19 protein-coding genes are annotated in these 18763 nt (G+C 68.1%); 7 read left to right on the top strand and 12 right to left on the bottom strand.

Going from position 1 to position 18763, the window contains the following annotated elements:
- Positions 1-6: 6 nt before the first annotated feature.
- Complete coding sequence (locus ACQY39_RS04880; protein WP_428503931.1) at positions 7-585, bottom strand: CAP domain-containing protein; 579 nt, start codon at positions 583-585, stop codon at positions 7-9.
- Positions 586-657: 72 nt separating this feature from the next.
- On the opposite strand from ACQY39_RS04880, the gene ACQY39_RS04875 reads away from it, so the two are divergent.
- Entirely contained in the window at positions 658-1095 is a 438-nt protein-coding gene (locus ACQY39_RS04875; protein ID WP_428503929.1) for a hypothetical protein, read from the top strand.
- 13 nt (positions 1096-1108) lie between these two features.
- On the opposite strand, the gene ACQY39_RS04870 is transcribed toward ACQY39_RS04875, so the two are convergent.
- The 10 genes from ACQY39_RS04870 to gspG all read right to left on the bottom strand — a co-directional run bounded on the left by ACQY39_RS04870 (position 1109) and on the right by gspG (position 10671).
- Positions 1109-1633: a type II secretion system protein gene (locus ACQY39_RS04870; protein ID WP_428503927.1), complete on the bottom strand. Its 525-nt coding sequence runs from the start codon at positions 1631-1633 to the stop codon at positions 1109-1111.
- 90 nt (positions 1634-1723) lie between these two features.
- The gene (locus tag ACQY39_RS04865; protein ID WP_428503925.1) at positions 1724-2128 is read right to left on the bottom strand and encodes a type II secretion system protein; all 405 of its coding nucleotides are present in this window, start codon (positions 2126-2128) and stop codon (positions 1724-1726) included.
- 9 nt (positions 2129-2137) lie between these two features.
- Positions 2138-2614 (bottom strand): type II secretion system protein, encoded by a 477-nt coding sequence (locus ACQY39_RS04860; RefSeq protein ID WP_428503923.1) that lies wholly within the window; start codon positions 2612-2614, stop codon positions 2138-2140.
- Between the two features lie 27 nt (positions 2615-2641).
- The gene (locus ACQY39_RS04855; protein WP_428503921.1) at positions 2642-4882 is read right to left on the bottom strand and encodes a secretin N-terminal domain-containing protein; all 2241 of its coding nucleotides are present in this window, start codon (positions 4880-4882) and stop codon (positions 2642-2644) included.
- On the bottom strand, positions 4879-5454 hold the full coding sequence (locus ACQY39_RS04850) for a hypothetical protein (protein WP_428503919.1): 576 nt from the start codon (positions 5452-5454) through the stop codon (positions 4879-4881). Before ACQY39_RS04850 ends, ACQY39_RS04855 begins: the two co-directional genes overlap by 4 nt.
- On the bottom strand, positions 5451-6014 hold the full coding sequence (locus tag ACQY39_RS04845) for a GspMb/PilO family protein (RefSeq protein ID WP_428503917.1): 564 nt from the start codon (positions 6012-6014) through the stop codon (positions 5451-5453). Before ACQY39_RS04845 ends, ACQY39_RS04850 begins: the two co-directional genes overlap by 4 nt.
- Complete coding sequence (locus ACQY39_RS04840; protein WP_428503915.1) at positions 6011-7438, bottom strand: hypothetical protein; 1428 nt, start codon at positions 7436-7438, stop codon at positions 6011-6013. The genes ACQY39_RS04845 and ACQY39_RS04840 overlap by 4 nt, the downstream gene beginning before the upstream one ends.
- Positions 7431-8972: a GspE/PulE family protein gene (locus ACQY39_RS04835; protein ID WP_428503913.1), complete on the bottom strand. Its 1542-nt coding sequence runs from the start codon at positions 8970-8972 to the stop codon at positions 7431-7433. Before ACQY39_RS04835 ends, ACQY39_RS04840 begins: the two co-directional genes overlap by 8 nt.
- Positions 8969-10168, bottom strand: a complete 1200-nt coding sequence (locus ACQY39_RS04830) for a type II secretion system F family protein (RefSeq protein ID WP_428503911.1) — start codon at positions 10166-10168, stop codon at positions 8969-8971. Before ACQY39_RS04830 ends, ACQY39_RS04835 begins: the two co-directional genes overlap by 4 nt.
- 65 nt (positions 10169-10233) lie before the next feature.
- On the bottom strand, positions 10234-10671 hold the full coding sequence (gspG, locus tag ACQY39_RS04825) for a type II secretion system major pseudopilin GspG (RefSeq protein ID WP_428503909.1): 438 nt from the start codon (positions 10669-10671) through the stop codon (positions 10234-10236).
- A gap of 416 nt (positions 10672-11087) precedes the next feature.
- On the opposite strand from gspG, the gene ACQY39_RS04820 reads away from it, so the two are divergent.
- The 6 genes from ACQY39_RS04820 to ACQY39_RS04795 all read left to right on the top strand — a co-directional run bounded on the left by ACQY39_RS04820 (position 11088) and on the right by ACQY39_RS04795 (position 18054).
- Positions 11088-12359 (top strand): Glu/Leu/Phe/Val family dehydrogenase, encoded by a 1272-nt coding sequence (locus tag ACQY39_RS04820; protein ID WP_428503907.1) that lies wholly within the window; start codon positions 11088-11090, stop codon positions 12357-12359.
- 182 nt (positions 12360-12541) lie between these two features.
- Positions 12542-13531: a KpsF/GutQ family sugar-phosphate isomerase gene (locus ACQY39_RS04815; RefSeq protein WP_428503905.1), complete on the top strand. Its 990-nt coding sequence runs from the start codon at positions 12542-12544 to the stop codon at positions 13529-13531.
- Entirely contained in the window at positions 13531-14121 is a 591-nt protein-coding gene (locus ACQY39_RS04810; RefSeq protein ID WP_263516247.1) for a KdsC family phosphatase, read from the top strand. The genes ACQY39_RS04815 and ACQY39_RS04810 overlap by 1 nt, the downstream gene beginning before the upstream one ends.
- Positions 14121-14801: an LPS export ABC transporter periplasmic protein LptC gene (lptC, locus tag ACQY39_RS04805; protein WP_428503903.1), complete on the top strand. Its 681-nt coding sequence runs from the start codon at positions 14121-14123 to the stop codon at positions 14799-14801. Before ACQY39_RS04810 ends, lptC begins: the two co-directional genes overlap by 1 nt.
- Entirely contained in the window at positions 14798-15571 is a 774-nt protein-coding gene (locus ACQY39_RS04800) for an SDR family oxidoreductase (protein WP_428503901.1), read from the top strand. Before lptC ends, ACQY39_RS04800 begins: the two co-directional genes overlap by 4 nt.
- 182 nt (positions 15572-15753) lie before the next feature.
- A complete protein-coding gene (locus tag ACQY39_RS04795; protein WP_428503899.1) occupies positions 15754-18054 on the top strand; it encodes a DUF5916 domain-containing protein in 2301 nt (766 codons plus the stop codon).
- Positions 18055-18175: 121 nt separating this feature from the next.
- On the opposite strand, the gene ACQY39_RS04790 is transcribed toward ACQY39_RS04795, so the two are convergent.
- Positions 18176-18664, bottom strand: coding sequence for an RNA recognition motif domain-containing protein (locus ACQY39_RS04790; RefSeq protein WP_428503897.1), 489 nt, complete (start codon positions 18662-18664; stop codon positions 18176-18178).
- Between the last annotated feature and the right edge of the window lie 99 nt (positions 18665-18763).

Raw genomic sequence — 18763 nt, 5'->3', positions numbered from 1 at the left:
GAACTGTTAGGGCTCGACAGGGCGACCCAGGTGCAGCACCCAATATCGGTCATAACGCCCCGGACCGACGACACAGGCAAGGCCCACGTCGACAAACTCAGCCTGCATCAGGTTCTCGCAATGCTGGGCGCTCAGAGTCCAGGTCGCGAGCACCTCGTCCAGGCTTTCCTGGCCCGCCGCCAGGTTCTCGCCGGCGCGGCGCATGACATAGCCGCTCTGGCGAAAACGCTCACGCAAGCTGCTGCCCTTGAGGCCGACATGACTGAGCTGGTCGCCTTGCGCCAATTCAGCAGCAAAAGCCTGGGCTGAGGCCTCCAGGCGAGCTTCCCAGCGCAAGGGGGGCGCGGAGGGCAAAAGCTTGCGACCGCAAGCCTGGGCCTGCGTCCGGAAGGCGTTGAGGCGGAGCAGTTCGGCGTGGATCTCCGCCGGGCTCGGGCAGGATTTGGCCGCGCCGGCCTCAGCCACCTGGGCGCCGGCCAGCCCCAGCACACCGAGGCCACCGAGTTGCAGCAGCAGGACGGCACGGCAGAGCCGACCTGCAAGCGAGAAAGAGGGTCGGCGATCGGAGGGCAAAGTCGAATTCATGGGCGAACGCATCCTACCCAATGGCGGACGGCCGCCGGGCGACTAAGCTACGCAAAAGCCACTGGAGCGTCTATGCCCGCATCTACTTCTTGGCCTGCCGCCCTGCTCGGCCTGGGCCTGCCCCTGGTCCTGCTGGCTGGGGCCTGCAGCAGCGCACCCAACAATGCGCCCGCGCCTGCTGGAGCGCCGCTCAGCCAGCGTTTGTTGAAGGATCTGGAAGTGGAGATCGGTGAGGCCCGCTGCAGCAGCGATGCCCAGTGCCACAGCCTCGCGGTCGGCGCCAAACCCTGCGGCGGCCCCGAGGGCTACCGAGCCTGGTCCAGCCAGGGCCGTGACGGCCAGAAGCTCAAGGCGCTGGCCGAGCGCCAGGCCGCCGCGCGCCGGGCTGAGAACGAGGCCAGCGGACTGATGTCCAACTGCGCCGTCGAGCCCGACCCCGGCGCCAGCTGCCAGGCCGGGCGTTGCGGCCTGCGGCCGCGCACGGGCGGCGCTGTCAAGTCCGCGGTCTGACACAGCGGCGCACTCAATTCGAATCGGACGTCTGGCTCTCAGACAAGCTGGCACTGGCCGCGGGAGACGGTGCAGTGGCACCTTCCGGTCGCCCCTGGAACAACCAGTCGCTGGCCTTGGCCAGGGGCTGACCGTCGGGCCGGCTTTGGCGCAACAAAGGGCGCTCGGAGCGGCTGTGCACGGCGCTGAAAGCCTTGGGCTGGCTGGGCTCGGGCACCAGCACCCAATCGGCCTGACCGGTGAAGGGGTCGACGTAGGCGCGGCGCAGATGGTGCCGAGTCTTGCCGGCGCGCTCATCGACCAGCAGATCCTTCAAGCTGCGCGGGTACTGCGGCTGGGCACCGCCCCCCACCTTGGCATAGCTTTGGATGGCCCGGGCCAACTCTTCGCCGCGGAATTCCAGCTCGCGCTCGCGCTCGCGCTGCGCCGCCGTGCTCCAACTCTGCCCCAGCGCCGCCAAGGCCGCTGCCGTCAGCGCGACGAAGAACAGCAAGCCGAGGTAGGTGAAGCCGCTGGCGGCAGAAGGGGCGCGGGGCATGGGGGGGAATCGTGAATCGTGAATCGTGAGTGGTGGTGGAGAGGGGGATTCACGATTCGCCATTCACGAATCACCAATCACCAGCCCCCTTCACCAATCCGCGAACAGCCGCCCATCACTGGCGCGGCCGGCCGCGCCGCTGCGCACATCGTAAACCTGGCCAGTGGCCTGCATATCGCCGGGCGGCGGCAGGCTGACCCAGGCATCGCGGCTGCCATTGAGCGGGTCTTCCGGGATCTCGCGGATGTAGCGCGCCGTGGCCAGCTCTTCCAGGGAGTCGGGATAACGGCCTTTGTCAGCGGCAAACTGGTCGATGGCGTCGCGCATGACATTCAGCGAGCTGCGCAGCGCGGTTTCGCGCGATTTCTGCAAGCTGTTGAAGTAGCGCGGCGCCGCGATCGAGGCCAGCAGGGCGACGATGGCCATGACCACGATCAGCTCGATCAAGGTGAAGCCGCGGCAGGCGCGCTGGCGTGAGGAAGACGGGGTTTTCATATCGGCGCCTCACCAATCGCGCAAGCGCGTGCCGTCGAGCGCGCGGCGCTCGGAGCGGGAATAGACATCGAACACATCCTTGCCCGAGCGCGGCTCGTCCGGCGGGCTGTCGGCCGCGCGCAGGCCCCAGGTGTCGGCGGCCGGCAGCGCCGGATCGGCAAAGGGGTCGCGCGGCAGGCGGCGCAGAAAGTAGAGCTTGCGGCTGTCGGGCGTCTTGATGTCCACCACGCCAGCAGCCAGCAACTGCAAATTGGGCGGATAGCCGCTGTCCTCGGGGCTGGTCTGGATCTGCCCGGCCTCGACCGCCTTCTTGTAGGCATCGAGCGCGCCACGCAGCTGGCGCAGGCCCGAGCGCAGCTCATGCTCGCGGGCGCGCTGCACCGACATCTCGAGCAGCGGCCGTGCCGAAGTGGCCAGCATGGCCAGCATGGCCAGCACCACCAGCATTTCGATCAGCGTGAAGCCGCCCCGTTTGTCCATCGCCATGCGCTCGAGCTTGCGGCTGCCGCGCGCTCAGCGCGCCGCCTCCACGCTGACCAGGCCCGAGCCTTCAAGGCGCACACCAGCGCTCTCGCCATTGGCGCCGGTGGCCTGGATGCTGCCCAGCTCGACGCTGGTGGATTTGCCGGTGGCCGCCGGCAAGGCCCGCAGCACCAAGACCTTCTCGCCGCGGGGTGACAACTCGACCGGCAAGCGGCCCGGGGTCATGCCGCCTTGCAGAGACTGCAGCAAACTGGCGTCGTACTCGATCTCGCCGCGGATGCTGACGCCCGACTCATTGCGCAGCGTCACCGACACGGTGCCGCCCGGCGTGACCTGGGGCGTGACCTCCAGCCGCACCGTGGCCTCAGCCGGGGCCGCCGCCGGCGCAGGGGCCGGTGCCGCCTGAACATCGCGCGGGGCGGCCAGCGCGGGCATGGCGCCGCCACCACCGCTGGGGCCGACCCCAACCTTGGCATTCGGGCGCAGCAGGCCACTGAAAGCGCCCGGCGAGGCATCGGTGCCGCTGGCGGTGCGCGTCAGGCTGGCCTCGGGCAAGGCCAGATTGCGGACGATGCGCGGCGTGATCAGCAAGACCACCTCGGTCTTGGCCCGGGTGTCGCTGCGCACGCCGAACAGGCTGCCGAGCACCGGGATGCCAGACAGACCTGGAATGCCGCTGGCCGTGCGCCGGTCCTCGTCATTGATCAAACCGGCCAGCACCTGGGTCTCGCCATCGTTCAGGCGCAAGGTGGTCGAGGTGGTGCGCTGGCCGATTTCGTAGGCCGTCGTGCCACCCGGGCCGGTGACCTGACGGATCAGGTTGCTGACCTCCAGACCGACCTTGATCACCACATCGTTATCCAGCTGGATGGTCGGCTCGACATCGAGCTTGAGGCCGATGTCCAGATAGGACACCGACGCCGCCACCGAGGTCTGGCCGGAGAAGTTGGTGGTGGTGGTGAAGACCGGCAGCTTCTGGCCGATGTGGACCTTGGCCTTCTCGCGGTTGCGCACCCGGATCTTGGGGTTGGCCAGCAGATTGACATTGCCGCTGCTGCCGCGCAGGGTGGCGACGACACCGGGGTTGGCGACAAAGCCGCGGAACTCATCGCGCTGGCCCAGGGGCACCTGGCCGCTGGCCAGGCCGCCGCCTACCGCGGGCAGGCCGAAGCTGAGCTGGTCGGGCCATTTGAGGCCCAGATCGTCGACCCGGTCGGTGGCCAGCTCCATCACCTCGACATCGAGCATGACCTCGGGCTCGGGCAGGTCGACCGAAGCGATCAGGCGTTCGACCAGACGCAGCACCTCGGGGGTGTCGCGCACCACCATCAGGTTCAGGCGCTCGTCGACATGGATGTCGCGCACCTTGGCGATGGTGCGCACCATGGCTTGCACCTGCTTGACGTCGGCGTTAGCCAGGTAAAGCGTGCGGGTGATCAACTCCTGGTGCTCCCGCTGCTTGGCGCTGGTGTTGGGGAAGATCAGCACCGAGCTGTCGTTGAGCAGCTTGCGGTCCAGCTGCTGGGTGCTCAGCACCACACGCATGGCCTCATCCAGCGTGACATTGCGCAGGAAGATGGTGATGCGGGTGTCGGAGCGCACATCCTTGTCGAACACGAAATTGATGTTCGAGCTGCGCGCCAAGGCCTCGAAGACCTGGCGCAGCGGGGCGTCACGGAACTCCAGCGTCACCGGCTTCTGGAAGGCCGGGCCCAGCTCATTGCTGCCCTGCTGCTCCAGCGGCCGCGCCTGCGCCACCTGGCTCAGCAACTGGCGAGCACCCGGATGCGGGGGCGACTCGGCCAGGATTTCACGCGCCAAGGCTTCCACCCGTTCCAGGCGGCCTTCGCGCAAGAGGCTGCGCGCGGTCAAGAGCGTGGCTTCCTGCTTCTGGCCGCGCTGCAGCTCGGTCTCGAAATGAGCCAGGCGCGGATGCTTGGGGTCGATCTCGCGCAGGCTTTGCATGGCGGCCTGGGCCTCGGCCCAGCGGCTGCTGGCGCGCGCGCCTTCGATCTGCATCAGCAGGCGGTTGCTGAGTTGGGTGCGCAGCCGGATCTGGGCGGCACGCAAGGCATGGTCCTGCGGCTCCTTCTGCGCCGCGGCATCGAGCACGGCATAGGCCTGCGTCAGCTGGTTGGCACGGCTCAAATCATCGGCCTGACGCAGCGCCGGATGCGAGCAGCCCGCCAGCACGAGCAGCACGGCCAGGCTCATGGCCGCGGGCTGGGGCGCGGCGCGGCGCATGAACAGGGAAGGGGCTTGCAGCTTCATGGGGTTGCGGCTCGGAAGTTGACGCTCTGGGTGAGCTTGGCGGGCAGCCAGGTCAGGTCGAGCCCGCGTTCATGGATCTGGTCGACTCGCCACTGGCCGTCGATCACCTCGCCGGGCTTGACGGCCAAGGTCTTGCTGGCACTGGACAAGAGCGCGACGCTGCCGCTGCTCTCGACCAAACGGCCGATCAGTTGGTAGGGAAATGGCGGTGCCACCGGCGCGGCGGGTGGAGCCGGAGGCGAAGGTGGCTGGGCAGGCGGAGGCGGCGGTGGCGCGGGCGGCGCCCAGGCGGCGAACTGCCCGGCGCTGGCCGGCGCCCAAGCGCCACGTTCAGCGGGTGCCCAGTCGGTCGGCGCGGCGCTAGCGGCGGCGGCAATAGGTGCAAGGCGAGCGGCACTGCCGGTCGGCGCGCCTGGCGCCGGGCTGCGCCGCGTAGCGGCCACCGGCTGAGCCAAATCGGCATCCTCGCCCTCGCTCTGGGCCACCCAAAGGCTCGCGGCCACGCTCACGGCCAGGCCCGCGGCCAAAACGATCTGACGCGGACCCACGGTGTTTGCTTTGGGCTCGCTCATCGCGTTTCGCTCCCGGCGGCCGACTCGGCACGACCATGCAAGGACCATTGCAGCTCCGCTTCCAGCTCGGCGGCCTGCGGCGAAGTGCGGCGCAGCTTGAGGCCGTCCAGGCTCAAGCCCGGGTCGTGGCGCAAGGCGGCTTCGATGTACTGGCGCAACTGCTCATAGCCACCGCTCAGCGGCATGGTCACGCGCAAGCGCTCCAGGCCGGTGGCGGCGTCGACGCTCAGGCGGTGCTCGCTGCGGCTGCTTTGCAGACCCAGACGCAAGCTCATTTCCAGCAGGTCGGCCAGGCGTTGCTGGCGGGCACTGGCGGGCGGCAGCGCCTGCCACCACTGGGCCGCCGTGGCGGGCGCAGCCTCGATGCTGAGCGGGCCGGCGGCGCGCTGCAGGCGCAGCTGGGCGCGCAGGCGGTCCGCCTGAGCGGCGCTCGCCGCAGCGTCGCGCTCCCAGCCCTGCCCCAGCCAGGCCAATGCGGCAGCCAGCAGCAGGCCCAGCAAGGCGAGCACGCCAGGCAGGCCCAGGCTGCGCAGGAATCGTTGAACAGCAAGCGCCTTCATGGTCGGGCCTCCTCAATGGGTCCGCCGGTCGGGCGCAAAAGTTCGGGCTGAAGTTTGGCGTTCAGCTCGAAGCGCTGGCCACTCAAGCCCTGTTCGGCGTTCTGCAGCCGGCTCAAGATGACGCTTCGGAAGCCGCCTTGTGCGGCCAGCCGGTCAACCAGCTGCAGCGGCGCCAGCTTGTCGGCGGCCAGGCCCTCCAGGCGCAGCTCCTGCCTGGCGCTGTTCAAGTCCAGGGCCAACCAGGCCAGCGGCGCCGGCTGCTTGGCCGCACCGGCCTGCTCGACCTGCACCAGCAGCGACTCCCAGGGCTGGCGCAGCAAGGCCTGCACTTCGGCGGCCGCCCGCAAACGCTCAGCCTCGAGCTTACGGGCGCTGTCCTTGCTTCCGGCCTGAACCACCAGCGCGGGCAAGGTGGCCGGTGCACGCGCGGGCGCCGGCTTGCCGCGCAAGCGCGCCTGCAAATCCGCCAGCTGCTGCTGACCCAAAGCACGCTCCTGGCGAGCTTCCCAGGCGGTCCAACCAGCCGTGGCCAGCACCAGCAGGCTGGTGGCCGCCAAAGGCCAGGCCAGGGGCGAACGTTGCCGAGGCGCGCCCAGAAAATCGGGCCGGGGCAGGCCGGGCGAAGGCTTGGTCGATGCAGCTTCGAGCGCGGCGAGATCAGGCTCGGGCGCATCGAGTCGGCCATGCACATGGATGGCCGGGCCCAGCTTCACAGGCGAAGAAGCAGCCTGCAAACCATAGCCAGCCACGCGCAGCCGTTCCGCGACCAGACCCGGCTGCAACGCCAGTTGCTCCTGCAGCAGCTCGGCCAGGGCCTCGGCACTGGCCTCCTGCAAGCGCAGCTGGCGCAGCCCGCTGAGGCGCCCCGCCGTGAGGCTGAGCCAGGTCACGACCGCGCCCTCCAGCCAGACCAGGGCAGCCTGTTCGGCAGCCGCCCACTCGGGCTCCTCGCCAGCCAGGCGCTGCAAGGCGGCGGCCCAAGCCGGCTGCACCTGCAACAGGCGCACCTCATGCTCGGCGGCCACTTCGCGCCAGCCCTGGGCGGCCGGGCCGTGCAAGGCCAGGGCGCCGCATTGCTCGACCCGACCGGGTTCAGCCGCGAGACGCCAGCCGGCCAGCGACCAGGCTTTGGCCGCCGCCCCGAAGTACTGACCGAACTGCTGGCGTGCGTAAGCCAAGAGCTGGGCCTCGTCGGCCAGGGGCAAGCCCGGCTGGCAGACCAGCTCGTGCAACAAGCGGCTGGACAGCAGCAGGCGCGCGGCGCTGCCGCTCTGCTTGCGGCACCAGTCGGCCCAGGCTTCGGCCTTGCCACCGGGGCGTGCGAGCAAGCCTTCGGGGGCCAGGAACAGGGTCTGGGGTCGCGCCAGGCGGGCGCGCAAACGCCGCCGCATGCGGCTCAGGAAGGGGGGCGGCGCGCTATTCATCCAGGGTCACTCGTTCCAGCTCGTCAAAGGTGGTCTCGCCGCGGCAGACCGCTTGCAAGGCGACGGCCCGCAGCGGCTTCATGCCGCGGGCGCGCGCGGCTTCCTTGATCTGCGACATGGGCGCGCGCGCGGCGATCAGGTCACGCAGGCTGTCGTCGAGCTTGAGCAGCTCAGCCACGGCACGTCGGCCACGGTAGCCGGTGCCGCGGCAATGGCCGCAGCCCTCGCCCTTCATGAAGCTGTGCTCGCCCGCCTGCAGTCCATAACGCGCCAGCGTGGCGGCATCGGGCTCGAAGGGGCGCGCGCAGTGCTTGCAGGTCAGGCGCACCAGGCGCTGGGCCAGCACGGCATTCAGAGCCGAGACCACGTTGTAGAGGTCCAGGCCCATGTGCATGAAGCGCCCGATCACATCGAAGGCGTTGTTGGCGTGCACGGTCGAGAAGACCAAGTGGCCGGTCAGCGCCGCCTGGACCGCGATCTGCGCGGTTTCGGCGTCACGGATTTCACCGACCATGACCCGGTCCGGGTCGTGGCGCAGGATGGAGCGCAGGCCGCGCGAGAAGGTCAGTCCCTTTTTCTCATTGACCGGGATCTGCACCACACCGGGCAGCTGGTACTCGACCGGGTCTTCGATGGTGATGATCTTGTCATCGCCGGTGTGGATTTCGGCCAAGGTGGCGTAAAGCGTGGTGGTCTTGCCGCTGCCGGTCGGGCCGGTGACCAGCAGCATGCCGTGCGGCTGGCGTGCCTGGTGGCGGATGGCGGCGCGCTCCTCGGCGTCGAAACCGAGCGAATTGAGCGTCAGGTTGCCGCCGGTCTGCTCGATGCGGGCGCGGTCGAGCACGCGCACCACGGCGTCCTCGCCGAACACGCTGGGCATGATGGACAGGCGGAAATCCACCTCGCGACCCTGCACCTTGAGCTTGAAACGGCCGTCCTGCGGCAGGCGGCGCTCGCCGATGTCCAGCTCGGACATGACCTTGAGACGCGACACCAGCTGTTCGGCCGTGGCCGCGCCGTCCACCGTGCGCACCATGGACATGACGCCGTCGACGCGGAAGCGGATCACCGCGCCGCGCGCCGTGCATTCGATGTGGACATCGCTGGCGCCGTCCTGCAGCGCGTCATACAGCGTGGCGTTGAGCAGGCGCACCACGGGGCTGGCCTGCTCGGACATCAGCAGGGCGCTGAGCTCCTCGGTGCCGCCACTGGCATCGCCGTCGATGACCGATTCCTCGACATCGCTGAGGGCCCGGAAATCGGCTTCGCCGGCACCGAGCCAATGGCTGATGGCTGCCGGCTCGCACTGCAGCCAGCGCACCGGCGCTTGCAAACGCGCCTCGACGCTTTGCAGCAACAGCTCATCGGCCGCCCGCTCGCCCAGCAGCATCTTGCGGCCGCCGGCGCCCACGGCCAGCACGGCACGCCAGCGCTGCGCCTGGGCCTGCGGCCAGTGCTCGAAATCGAGCGACCAGGGGCCATGCTCGGCAGGCAGTACCGCGGCCAGGGAATAAGAAGAGGCCTCAACGGTCATTGAACTTGTTCCACCAGTTGGAAGATGGGCATGTACATCAGCACGATGATGCCGCCGATGAGCACACCCATCACCAGCATCAGGGCCGGGTTGATGGCCCGGGTCAGCAGCTCGGTCAGGCGTACGGCTTCCTCGTCATGAAAGGCAGCGGCACGCTCCAGCATGGCGGCGACTTCGCCGCTGCGCTCACCCACGCGCACCATGCGGCGCGCCACGGGCGTGGCCAGGTCTTGCGATTCCAAGGCTTCGGACAGGCGCTCGCCACGCTCGATCTGCTGTGCCGCGGCAGCCACGGCCGGCCGCCAGGGCAAGGCCACCACATCCTCAACGATGCGCAAGCTGGCCAGCACCGGCACGCCCGAGGCCAGCAGCATGGACAGGCTGCGGTAGAGCCGCGCCAGAGCCAGCACGCGCAAGCGCGGGCCCAGGCCGGGCAGGGTCCAGAGCGAGGCCTGCACCCGCTGGCGCAAGCCCGGGTGGCGCCACAGGCTAACCGCGCCCAAAGCCAGCGCGCCGAGACCCCCGAGCACCCACATCGGATGCGCACCGGCGGTTTGACCGAATCGCATCAGCACCATGGAAGCCCAGGGCAGGTCATTGCCCAGGCCGTCGAGGATGCCGGCAAAGCGCGGCAGCACGAAGAGCAGCAGAAACAGGATCACCGCGCTGCCGACAGCCAGCAGCATGACCGGGTAGACGCAGGCGGCGATCAGGCGCGAGCGCAGGTTGTCCACCCAGGCCAGGTATTTGGCATGCTGGGCCAGAGCGGTGCTGAGCTGACCGGTGCGCTCGTTGGCGGCGACGATGGCGCAGATCAATTCATCAAATGCCTGCGGCTGCTGGCGCAAGGCCACCGACAGGGGCTGGCCCTGCTCGACCTGGCTGACCACGGCGTCGAGTGCCTGGCGCACCGAGGCCTGAGCTTCCTTCTCGCGCAAGGTGTTCAGCGCTTCCAGCAAGGCGATGCCGGCATCGAGCAGCACGGCCAGCTCCTGGCTGAACAGTTGCAGCGGGAAGGCGCGCGTCGAGCGCCGCCCGGCACGGATGCCGGCGCCGGTTTCGCCCAACTCCTGTACATCAAGCACATGCTGCGGCGCCACGCCCAAGGCGCCGGCCACCGCATGGGCGTCCAGCGCGTCGACACGCACCGTCCTCACCCCCTCGGGGTGAAAGACGCGGACCTGGTAGCTGGGCATGGAGAGGAGGAATCAGTGGCTGGCAGTCCAAGGGCGACGGGCACAGGCCGCGGCGCCGCTGGCGTTCACCAGCTGGTGAGGTCGGCGTCTTCGCCTTCGCCGCCCGGGCGGCCGTCTCGGCCGAAGGAAAACAAGTCGTACTCGCCATGCTCACCGGGCGAGCGGTATTGGTAATCGCTGCGCCAGGGGTCCTGGGGCAGGGCTTTGCTCAGATAGGGGCCGGCCCAGCGCGGTTCGTCGGCAGGCTTGGTCACCAGCACAGCCAGGCCTTGCTCGGTGCTCGGGTAGCGGCCGACATCGAGCCGGTATTGATCCAGGGCTTTTTGCAGGCCGTCAATCTGGGCGCGCGCCGCCTTGACCTCGGATTTGCCGATCTGGCCAAAGAATTTGGGGCCCACATAGCCGGCCAGCAAACCGATGATGACCATCACCACCAGCAGCTCCAGCAGAGTGAAGCCACGGCCGGAACGGCTGGCTTGGCGCTTGGATTGGATGCACAACATCTTGTCAAAAACCCTCAAAAACCTTGACCCTGCGGCCCCGCCCGGCGGACCGGTTGGTACCCACTCACTCAGCGCACCGCGGCGCTGAGGCTTGAACTGTGACAGCCGCGGACCGGCCCAGCCATTGGGACTTGACCCCCCATGCGCCATTGGGACCAGCCTGGAAGCGCGACAACGCCACGCACTGTAACGGCTCAATGTGAAGGATAAAGGTCGGCCCGGATGCGAGGCAGAGCCTCGCGGCGTCTCGCCGATTTATCGCGCAGATTGCCTTCATTTTGGCGAAAACATGCGCAGCGCCATACTTATGCACAAGCCGCATAGTTGCATGTGCACTCGGCTTTGAGACCAGGCCGGCGCCGTACCGACTTCGCGTTACCGTTCGCCCCGTCCAAAAAGTTACGGAGCATTACCGAATGTCCAACCTGTCTTTCGTGGCGCCGACGCGCAACAGCCCCTGGGGCACCTACCTCTCGCAGATCGACGCCGTGGAGCCCTATCTGGGCCATCTGGCCCGCTGGGTGGAGACGCTGCGCCGGCCCAAGCGCGCCTTGATCGTGGACGTGCCGATCGAGCTCGACAACGGCACCATCGCCCATTACGAGGGCTACCGCGTCCAGCACAGCCTGACCCGCGGTCCGGGCAAGGGCGGTGTGCGCTACCACCCCGATGTGACGCTGGAAGAAGTTATGGCCCTCTCGGCCTGGATGACGATCAAGAACGCGGCCGTCAACCTGCCCTACGGCGGCGCCAAGGGCGGCATCCGCCTCGACCCCAAGGTTCTGTCCAAGAAAGAGCTGGAGCGAGTTACGCGCCGTTACACCAGCGAGATCGGCATCATCATCGGCCCGCAGCAGGACATCCCGGCGCCGGACGTGAACACCAACGGCCAGATCATGGCCTGGATGATGGACACCTACTCGATGAATGTCGGCGCCACCGCCACCGGCGTGGTCACCGGCAAGCCCATCGCCCTGGGCGGTTCGCTGGGCCGTGTGCAGGCCACGGGCCGCGGTGTCTTCGTGATCGGCCGCGAAGCCATGCGCCGCCTCAATATCGATATGGAAGGCGCCCGCGTTGCAGTGCAAGGCTTCGGCAATGTCGGCTCCATCGCCGCCAAGCTGTTCGCCGCCAGCGGTGCCCGCATCGTCGCCGTGCAAGACCACACCGGCACCATCCTGAACGAGCGTGGCTTCGACATGCAGAACCTGCTCGACCATGTGGCCCAGACCGGCGGCGTGGCCGGCTTCTCGGGCGGCGACGCAATAGCCAACGAGGACTTCTGGAAGGTCAAGAGCGATGTGCTGATCCCGGCCGCGCTGGAAGGCCAGATCAACAAGGAGCGCGCCGAAGGCCTGCAGACCCGCTTGGTGCTGGAAGGCGCCAACGGCCCGACCACCCCGGACGGCGACGCCGTGCTGGCCGACCGCGGCATCGTCGTGGTGCCGGACGTGATCGCCAACTCGGGCGGTGTGACCGTGTCCTACTTCGAGTGGGTGCAGGACTTCTCCAGCTTCTTCTGGACCGAGGACGAAATCAATGTCCGCCTGGACAAGATCATCACCGGCGCCTTCAAGCACATCTGGGATGTCTCCGAGCAGCACCGCGTCTCGCTGCGCACCGCCGCTTTCGTGGTGGCCTGCACCCGGGTCCTGGAAGCCCGCGAAGAGCGCGGTCTGTATCCCTGAGATGGGACCGAAGGCAGCCCCTGCGGGCTGCCTGACGCCCATCGAAGGCCTGGCGGCTTGCAAGCCGTCAGGCTGAGATGGGACCGGCCGCCTACCAGCGCTGGGCTGAAGCCGGACCGAAGGCCTGGCGGCCGCCAGCCGCCAGGCTGACCGACCAAGCAACGGGCATTAAACTGCCGCGGATGAGCGATCCACAGCAGTTTGACAGCGCCCGCGCGGTGCGCCTGGGGCAGCAAGCCCTGCACATCGAGGCCCGCGCCTTGACCGAAATGGCGCCGCGCCTGGGCGAAAGCTTTGCCCAGGCGGTGCAGGCCATGCTGGCGGGCAGCGGCCGGGTGGCCGTCATGGGCATGGGCAAGAGCGGCCATGTCGGCCGCAAGATCGCCGCCACCCTGGCCTCCACCGGCACGCCGGCCCTGTTCGTGCATCCGGCCGAGGCCAGCCATGGCGACCTCGGCATGGTCACCGCCAAGGACGTGGTGCTGGCCCTGTCCAACTCGGGCGAGAGCGACGAGCTCAATGCCGTGCTGCCGGTGCTCAAGCGCCTGGGCGTCACCATCATCGCCATGACGGGCCGCGCCGAATCCAGCCTGGCCCGCCATGCCACCATCGTGCTCGACAGCTTTGTTGCCGAAGAGGCCTGCCCGCTGAACCTGGCACCTACGGCCAGCACCACGGCCCAAATTGCCCTCGGCGATGCCCTGGCCGTGGCCCTGCTCGATGCGCGCGGTTTCAAGCCGGAAGACTTCGCCCGCTCCCACCCGGGCGGCGCGCTGGGTCGCAAGCTGCTGACCCATGTGCGCGACCTGATGCGCAGCGGCGCGGACCTGCCGCGCGTGGCGCCGGACACACCCTTCACCGACATGATGCGCGAGATGTCGGCCAAGGCCCTGGGCGTGGCCATCGTCGTCGATGCAGACGACCGGGTGCAAGGCATCTTCACCGACGGCGATCTGCGCCGCCTGGTGGAAAAGGGTCAGGACTTGCGCAGCCTCACAGCTGCCACCGTGGCCTCCAAGAAACCGCGCACCGTCAGCGCCGAAGCCTTGGCCGTGGACGCGGCCGACCTGATGGAAGAAGCGCGCATCACCGTGGTGCTGGTGGTGGCGGCCGACGGCGGCTTGCTGGGCGCCATCACCATCAACGACCTGATGCGGGCCAAGGTGATCTGATGGGGGAGCTTCTGCAAGCCGCGCTGCGTTTTCCGCCCGAGCTGCTGCTCAAGGCCCAGGGCGGTGCACTCGGGCTCAAGGCCGCCATCTTTGACGTCGACGGCGTGCTGACCGATGGGCGCATCTACATCGGTGAACAAGGCGAGAGCTTCAAGGCCTTCTCGACCCTGGACGGCCATGGCCTCAAGCTGCTCAGCCAGGGCGGCATCACGCCCATCATCATCACAGGGCGCGATTCCCCGGCCGTGCGCCGCCGCGTCGCCGACCTGGGCCTTCAGCATGCCGTGTACGGCGCCAAGGACAAGTACGCCGTGGCCCAACCCCTGCTGAACCAACTGGGCCTGCAGTGGAGCGAAGTGGCCGCCATGGGCGACGACTGGCCGGACCTGCCCCTGCTGACCCGCGCCGGCTTTGCCTGTGCCCCGGCGCAGGCGCACGCGGAGGTCAAGGCCGTGGCTCACTACATCACCACGGCCGCTGGCGGCCATGGTGCCGCGCGCGAATGCTGCGACCTGATGCTGCAAGCCAATGGCCGCTACCAGCAACTGCTGAACGGCCACCTCGACACCCTGGACGGGGGCCATCCCTGATGGCCACGCTGGCGCCGGCGCCGACTGGCCGGGCCCGCCCGACACAGAGCTGGCTGTGGCGGCTGCAACAGTTGGTCTCCAACTACCTGCCGCTGCTGCTGATGGCCATGCTGGCCAGCGGCACCTGGTGGCTGGTCAAGCACACGCCCGTGCCCGAGGAGGCCACCCAGGCCCCACCGCCGCGCCACGAGCCCGATTACCAGATGCGCAATTTCGAGCTGCAACGCATGGACGGCGACGGCCGCCTGCGCGCCCGCATCGAGGGCGCGGCGCTGCGCCACTACCCCGACACCGACACCCTGGAAATCGACAACATCCGCCTGCGCAGCTACTCGGCCGATGGCAGCTGGGTGCTGGCCAGCGCGCGCCGCGCCGTGGCCAACGCTGATGCCAGCGAGATTCAGCTCTATGGCGATGTGGAAGTGAAGCGTTATGAGGCGCAGCAAGCCGACACGCCGCTGGCAGCGGCCAAGCTGGACATTCGTGGCGAGTTCCTGCAGGCCTTCGTCAACCGAGAGCAACTGCGCAGCCACCTGCCGGTGCAGCTGCGCCACGGCGGCACCACGGTGCAGGCCGCGAGCTTCGAGTACGACCACCTGAACGGCCGTCTGAGCTTCCAGGGCCGCACCACGGCCAGCCTGGCAGCCAAGGGCGGCAGCAAATCCAAGGCCACGCCATGAGCCGTCTCGTCTACATCACCGGCGCCTCCAGCGGCATCGGCCAGGCCCTGGCCCTGCAGTACGCGCGCGCCGGCTGGCGCCTCGCCCTGGTGGCACGCCGCACCACCGAGTTGCAGAACTGGGCGCAGGCGCAAGGCCTGAGACCGGAGAATTGCGCCATCTACGGCGCCGATGTCTGTGACATCGAAGCCATCACCGGCGCCGGTCGGGCCTGCATCGCCGCTCAAGGCCTGCCCGATGTGGTGATCGCCAATGCCGGCATCAGCATCGGCATCGACAGCGCCATATACGAGGACCTGGCCGTGATGCAAAGCGTTTACGCCACCAACAACCTCGGCCTGGCGGCGACCTTCCAGCCCTTCATTGAGGCGATGCGCCAGCGCGGCAGCGGTGCGCTGGTGGGCATTGCCAGTGTGGCCGGCATCCGTGGCCTGCCCGGACATGCCGCCTACTGCTCCAGCAAGGCCGCGGTCATCAGCTACTGCGAAAGCCTGCGCGGTGAATGCCGGCCCTTCGGCGTCAAGGTGGTGACCATCGCCCCAGGCTATATCGACACCCCGCTGACGCGCGAGAACCGCTACAGCATGCCTTTTCTGATGCAGCCCGAGGCCTTCGCTGCGCGCGCCTTCGCCGCCGTCGAGGCCGGCGCGGCCTTCCGCGTCATTCCCTGGCAGATGGGCTGGGTGGCGCGCTTGTTGCGCCTGCTGCCTAACAGCCTGTTCGACCGGCTGCTGGCCGGCCGGCCCCGAAAGCACCGCCAAGGCAGCTGAAAGTCAACTCCCCGCGGCGAGGGGGTAGTTGCGCGCCCGGGACAGGGTGGTAGAACTGACAGGTCAGGTGGCCGCGCGAGGCTCATAAACTGCGCCGGGGTCTTGGCGCGCCCCATGCTGGAGCACGGATCGACGGTGATGCCGGCCCACCAAGCCGCTGTGACCTTGAAAACTGGCCACCGATGAGATCAATTTTCTTGAGCCTGGCCTTGTGGGCGGGCTGTTGCTCGACCTGGGCCGCCAACCCCCAAGCCCTGCGCCTGAGCCACGATGCCGAAGCCTTGCGGGTCGATGGCAAGCTCGACGAAGCCGCCTGGTTGCGCGCGCCGCTGTTTGACCAGTTTGTCCAGTACCAGCCCGAAGACAAAAAGCCGGCTGCCTGGCGCACCACGGTGCAGATTCTGGTCACCCACGATGCTCTGATTTTCGGTATCAGGGCCTATGACCCGGCACCCGAGCTGATCCGGGCGCCCCTGAAGCGGCGTGACACGGTCGCCCGGGACCAGGACTTTGTTTCAGTCGTGCTGGATCCGGTCGGCCATCGACGCTCGGCCCAGTTTGCCCGTGTCAGCGCCGCCGGCGTGGTCGGCGACGGCATGTTCACGGCCGAAGATGATGGCGAAGACTTCGCGCCCGACTTCGAGGTCGAGGCTGCCGCCCAGCGCCTCAGTGATGGCTACAGCGTCGAACTGCGCTGGCCCCTGGCCGCCCTGCGCTACCCCTACAGCGAGGGCCTGCCTTGGCGCCTGATGGTGGTGCGAAACATCCCGCGCCAGGAAGCCAACACCCTCAATGTCAGCGCGCCCCTGACCAAGGAAGCGCTGAGCTTCATTGCCGAGTTGCAGCCGATCGAGGGCTTGGGCGATATGGTCGAACAGGTGCGCGAGCGCAGCTTCCTCAGCGTGCGGCCCGAGCTCACGCTGCGCCGGCGTGAAGACTCGGAACCCGGCCGCCCGAGCACAAGCAAACGCGAGTCCAACTTTGGCGCCGAGCTGAAGTGGCGGCCGCGCGCCGACTGGGTGATCGACGCCGTGCTCAACCCGGACTTCTCACAGGTGGAACTGGACGCGCCGCAACTCTCGGGCAACACCCGCTTTGCCTTGAGCCTGCCGGAGAAGCGCCCCTTCTTTCTGGAGAGCACCGATGTCGTGGGGCAGACCAAGGCCGACGACCAGGGTCAGAACCGCAGCCTGGCGGCCTTTTATTCACGCGCCATCACCGACCCGGACTGGGGCGTGCGCAGCACCTGGCGCGGCGCCTCGGCCGATGCCACGGCCCTGAGCCTGCATGACGCCGGAGGGGGTCAGGTCTTGCGCCCCCATGCCTACGGCACCGACAGTTTTGCCCAGCCGCGCGATTCGCAAGCCAGCTTTGCGCGTGGCCGCATGCAGGTGTCCGGCCTCAATCTGGGCCTGCTGGCTTCGGATCGCAACTACGGCCAGGGCCAATACAACCGCGTCGCCGGCTCTGACTTTTCCTGGTCGGCCAGTGATGTTGATCGGGTGCGCGGCCATCTTCTGCTGTCCAACACCCGGACCCACCTGGACCCCGACGCAGCGGGCGCGAACCCCGCGGCAGAGCAGGGTCACCATCTCTGGCTGGGCTGGCGCCGCCGCACCGAGCAATGGAACACCGAATTCAATGTGGAAGACGTGGGGCCACGCTTTGCCAATGACAACGGCTTTGTCAGCCAGGCTGGCTACCGGCGTGGCAGCCTGCATCTGATCCGCCGACTCAGCCAGGACAGCCTGGCTCCGCTCGGTGAATGGTCACGCTTCCCGACCTATGAGCTGGAACTGGACTTCAAACTGGCGCAAGCCAGCACGGTCAAGGACGAACTCCACGGCGTGCCAGGCGGCGAGTTGATCGAGCGGCGCGTGCAGCCGGGCTTCTGGATCGCCACCGCGCGCAACACCGGCATCTGGGGTCATCTGGGCCTGGACCAGCTGCGCGCCAAGACCGGCGGCCGCCTGCATGAGCCACGCACCCTGACTCTGGGTTTTGAATCCAACCCTCACCCGATCCTGGCCTTCGTCAGCGCTGAACTGGAATGGGGACGCCGCCTCGACGTGGAGGCCGATCGCCTGGGCCGGGGTGCCAATTTCTGGATGCTGGCCAAGCTGCGAGTGCCCATGCCGGCCGGCTTGGGGCTGGAAGTCGAGCAGCAATGGAGCGAGGGATTTGTGAACGGGGCCAACAGCGGCCGCAGCTTCACGGACAAATACCGCCAGACCCTGGCCGTCCTGCACTGGAGCGCACGCGACTCGCTGCGCCTGATCGCGCAATCGACGCATTTCCAGCGTCAGGGCGAAGTCGGCCTGGAGGCCAGCGCCTTCAGCGGCCGCCACACCTCGCTGATGTACCAGCACCGGGTCGGCCTGGCGCGCGTCTTCAGCCTCGGCATGACCCGCTTTGACGACAGCCCCAGCCGCAAGCGCAGCACCGAGATCTTCGCCAAGGCTCAGGTGGCCTGGCAGCCCTGATCACAGGCCACCGAAGCAGGCGCCCCGCGGCGCTTGCCTCGGAAACAAAAAAAGCAGCCGAAGCTGCTTTTTTTGTTGCATCCAGTTCAGGCCGCTCGCAAGAGCCGCCTGATCAGGGATTTCAGTAACCGCCGGAACGGCCACCGCCGCCGTAGCCGCCGCCACCGCCGGAACGGCCACCGCCGCCGCCGCCGAAGCCGCCGCCACCGGAACGGCCACCGCCGCCACCACCGTAGCCGCCACCACCGCCGCCGCCGTAACCGCCGCCGCCGCCGAAGCCGCCGCCACCGGAACGGCCACCGCCGCCGCCGAAGCCGCCGCCACCCGAACGGCCACCGCCGCCGAAGCCGCCCGGACGCTCTTCACGAGGACGAGCCTCGTTCACCACGATGGCGCGGCCATCGAGGTCTTGACCGTTCATGCCGTTGATGGCCGTTTGCGCTTCGGCATCCGAACCCATTTCCACAAAGCCGAAGCCCTTGGAACGACCTGTGTCACGATCCATCATGACCTTTGCGGAGGTCACCGAACCAAATTGCGAGAACGCTTCGTGCAAAGACTCATCACGCACGCTATAGGCAAGATTGCCGACGTAAAGCTTGTTTCCCATGGGGAAGCCCTTTCAATACCAAGAAACCATGTGGACTTTCAACCCATCGTGAACCATTCAAGCGAAGGTGCGGCGTCCATACACAGGTAAACGATTATG

This window comes from Roseateles sp., assembly GCF_965262435.1.
Taxonomy (GTDB): domain Bacteria; phylum Pseudomonadota; class Gammaproteobacteria; order Burkholderiales; family Burkholderiaceae_C; genus Paucibacter_A.
This window is presented reverse-complemented; position numbering and strand designations above follow the sequence as displayed.

Coding starts and splice junctions, on each gene's coding strand:
- ACQY39_RS04880 (WP_428503931.1), bottom strand. CDS start 585: ATGAATTCGACTTTGCCCTCCGATCGCCGACCCTCTTTCTCGCTTGCA.
- ACQY39_RS04875 (WP_428503929.1), top strand. CDS start 658: ATGCCCGCATCTACTTCTTGGCCTGCCGCCCTGCTCGGCCTGGGCCTG.
- ACQY39_RS04870 (WP_428503927.1), bottom strand. CDS start 1,633: ATGCCCCGCGCCCCTTCTGCCGCCAGCGGCTTCACCTACCTCGGCTTG.
- ACQY39_RS04865 (WP_428503925.1), bottom strand. CDS start 2,128: ATGAAAACCCCGTCTTCCTCACGCCAGCGCGCCTGCCGCGGCTTCACC.
- ACQY39_RS04860 (WP_428503923.1), bottom strand. CDS start 2,614: ATGGCGATGGACAAACGGGGCGGCTTCACGCTGATCGAAATGCTGGTG.
- ACQY39_RS04855 (WP_428503921.1), bottom strand. CDS start 4,882: ATGAAGCTGCAAGCCCCTTCCCTGTTCATGCGCCGCGCCGCGCCCCAG.
- ACQY39_RS04850 (WP_428503919.1), bottom strand. CDS start 5,454: ATGAGCGAGCCCAAAGCAAACACCGTGGGTCCGCGTCAGATCGTTTTG.
- ACQY39_RS04845 (WP_428503917.1), bottom strand. CDS start 6,014: ATGAAGGCGCTTGCTGTTCAACGATTCCTGCGCAGCCTGGGCCTGCCT.
- ACQY39_RS04840 (WP_428503915.1), bottom strand. CDS start 7,438: ATGAATAGCGCGCCGCCCCCCTTCCTGAGCCGCATGCGGCGGCGTTTG.
- ACQY39_RS04835 (WP_428503913.1), bottom strand. CDS start 8,972: ATGACCGTTGAGGCCTCTTCTTATTCCCTGGCCGCGGTACTGCCTGCC.
- ACQY39_RS04830 (WP_428503911.1), bottom strand. CDS start 10,168: ATGCCCAGCTACCAGGTCCGCGTCTTTCACCCCGAGGGGGTGAGGACG.
- gspG (WP_428503909.1), bottom strand. CDS start 10,671: ATGTTGTGCATCCAATCCAAGCGCCAAGCCAGCCGTTCCGGCCGTGGC.
- ACQY39_RS04820 (WP_428503907.1), top strand. CDS start 11,088: ATGTCCAACCTGTCTTTCGTGGCGCCGACGCGCAACAGCCCCTGGGGC.
- ACQY39_RS04815 (WP_428503905.1), top strand. CDS start 12,542: ATGAGCGATCCACAGCAGTTTGACAGCGCCCGCGCGGTGCGCCTGGGG.
- ACQY39_RS04810 (WP_263516247.1), top strand. CDS start 13,531: ATGGGGGAGCTTCTGCAAGCCGCGCTGCGTTTTCCGCCCGAGCTGCTG.
- lptC (WP_428503903.1), top strand. CDS start 14,121: ATGGCCACGCTGGCGCCGGCGCCGACTGGCCGGGCCCGCCCGACACAG.
- ACQY39_RS04800 (WP_428503901.1), top strand. CDS start 14,798: ATGAGCCGTCTCGTCTACATCACCGGCGCCTCCAGCGGCATCGGCCAG.
- ACQY39_RS04795 (WP_428503899.1), top strand. CDS start 15,754: ATGAGATCAATTTTCTTGAGCCTGGCCTTGTGGGCGGGCTGTTGCTCG.
- ACQY39_RS04790 (WP_428503897.1), bottom strand. CDS start 18,664: ATGGGAAACAAGCTTTACGTCGGCAATCTTGCCTATAGCGTGCGTGAT.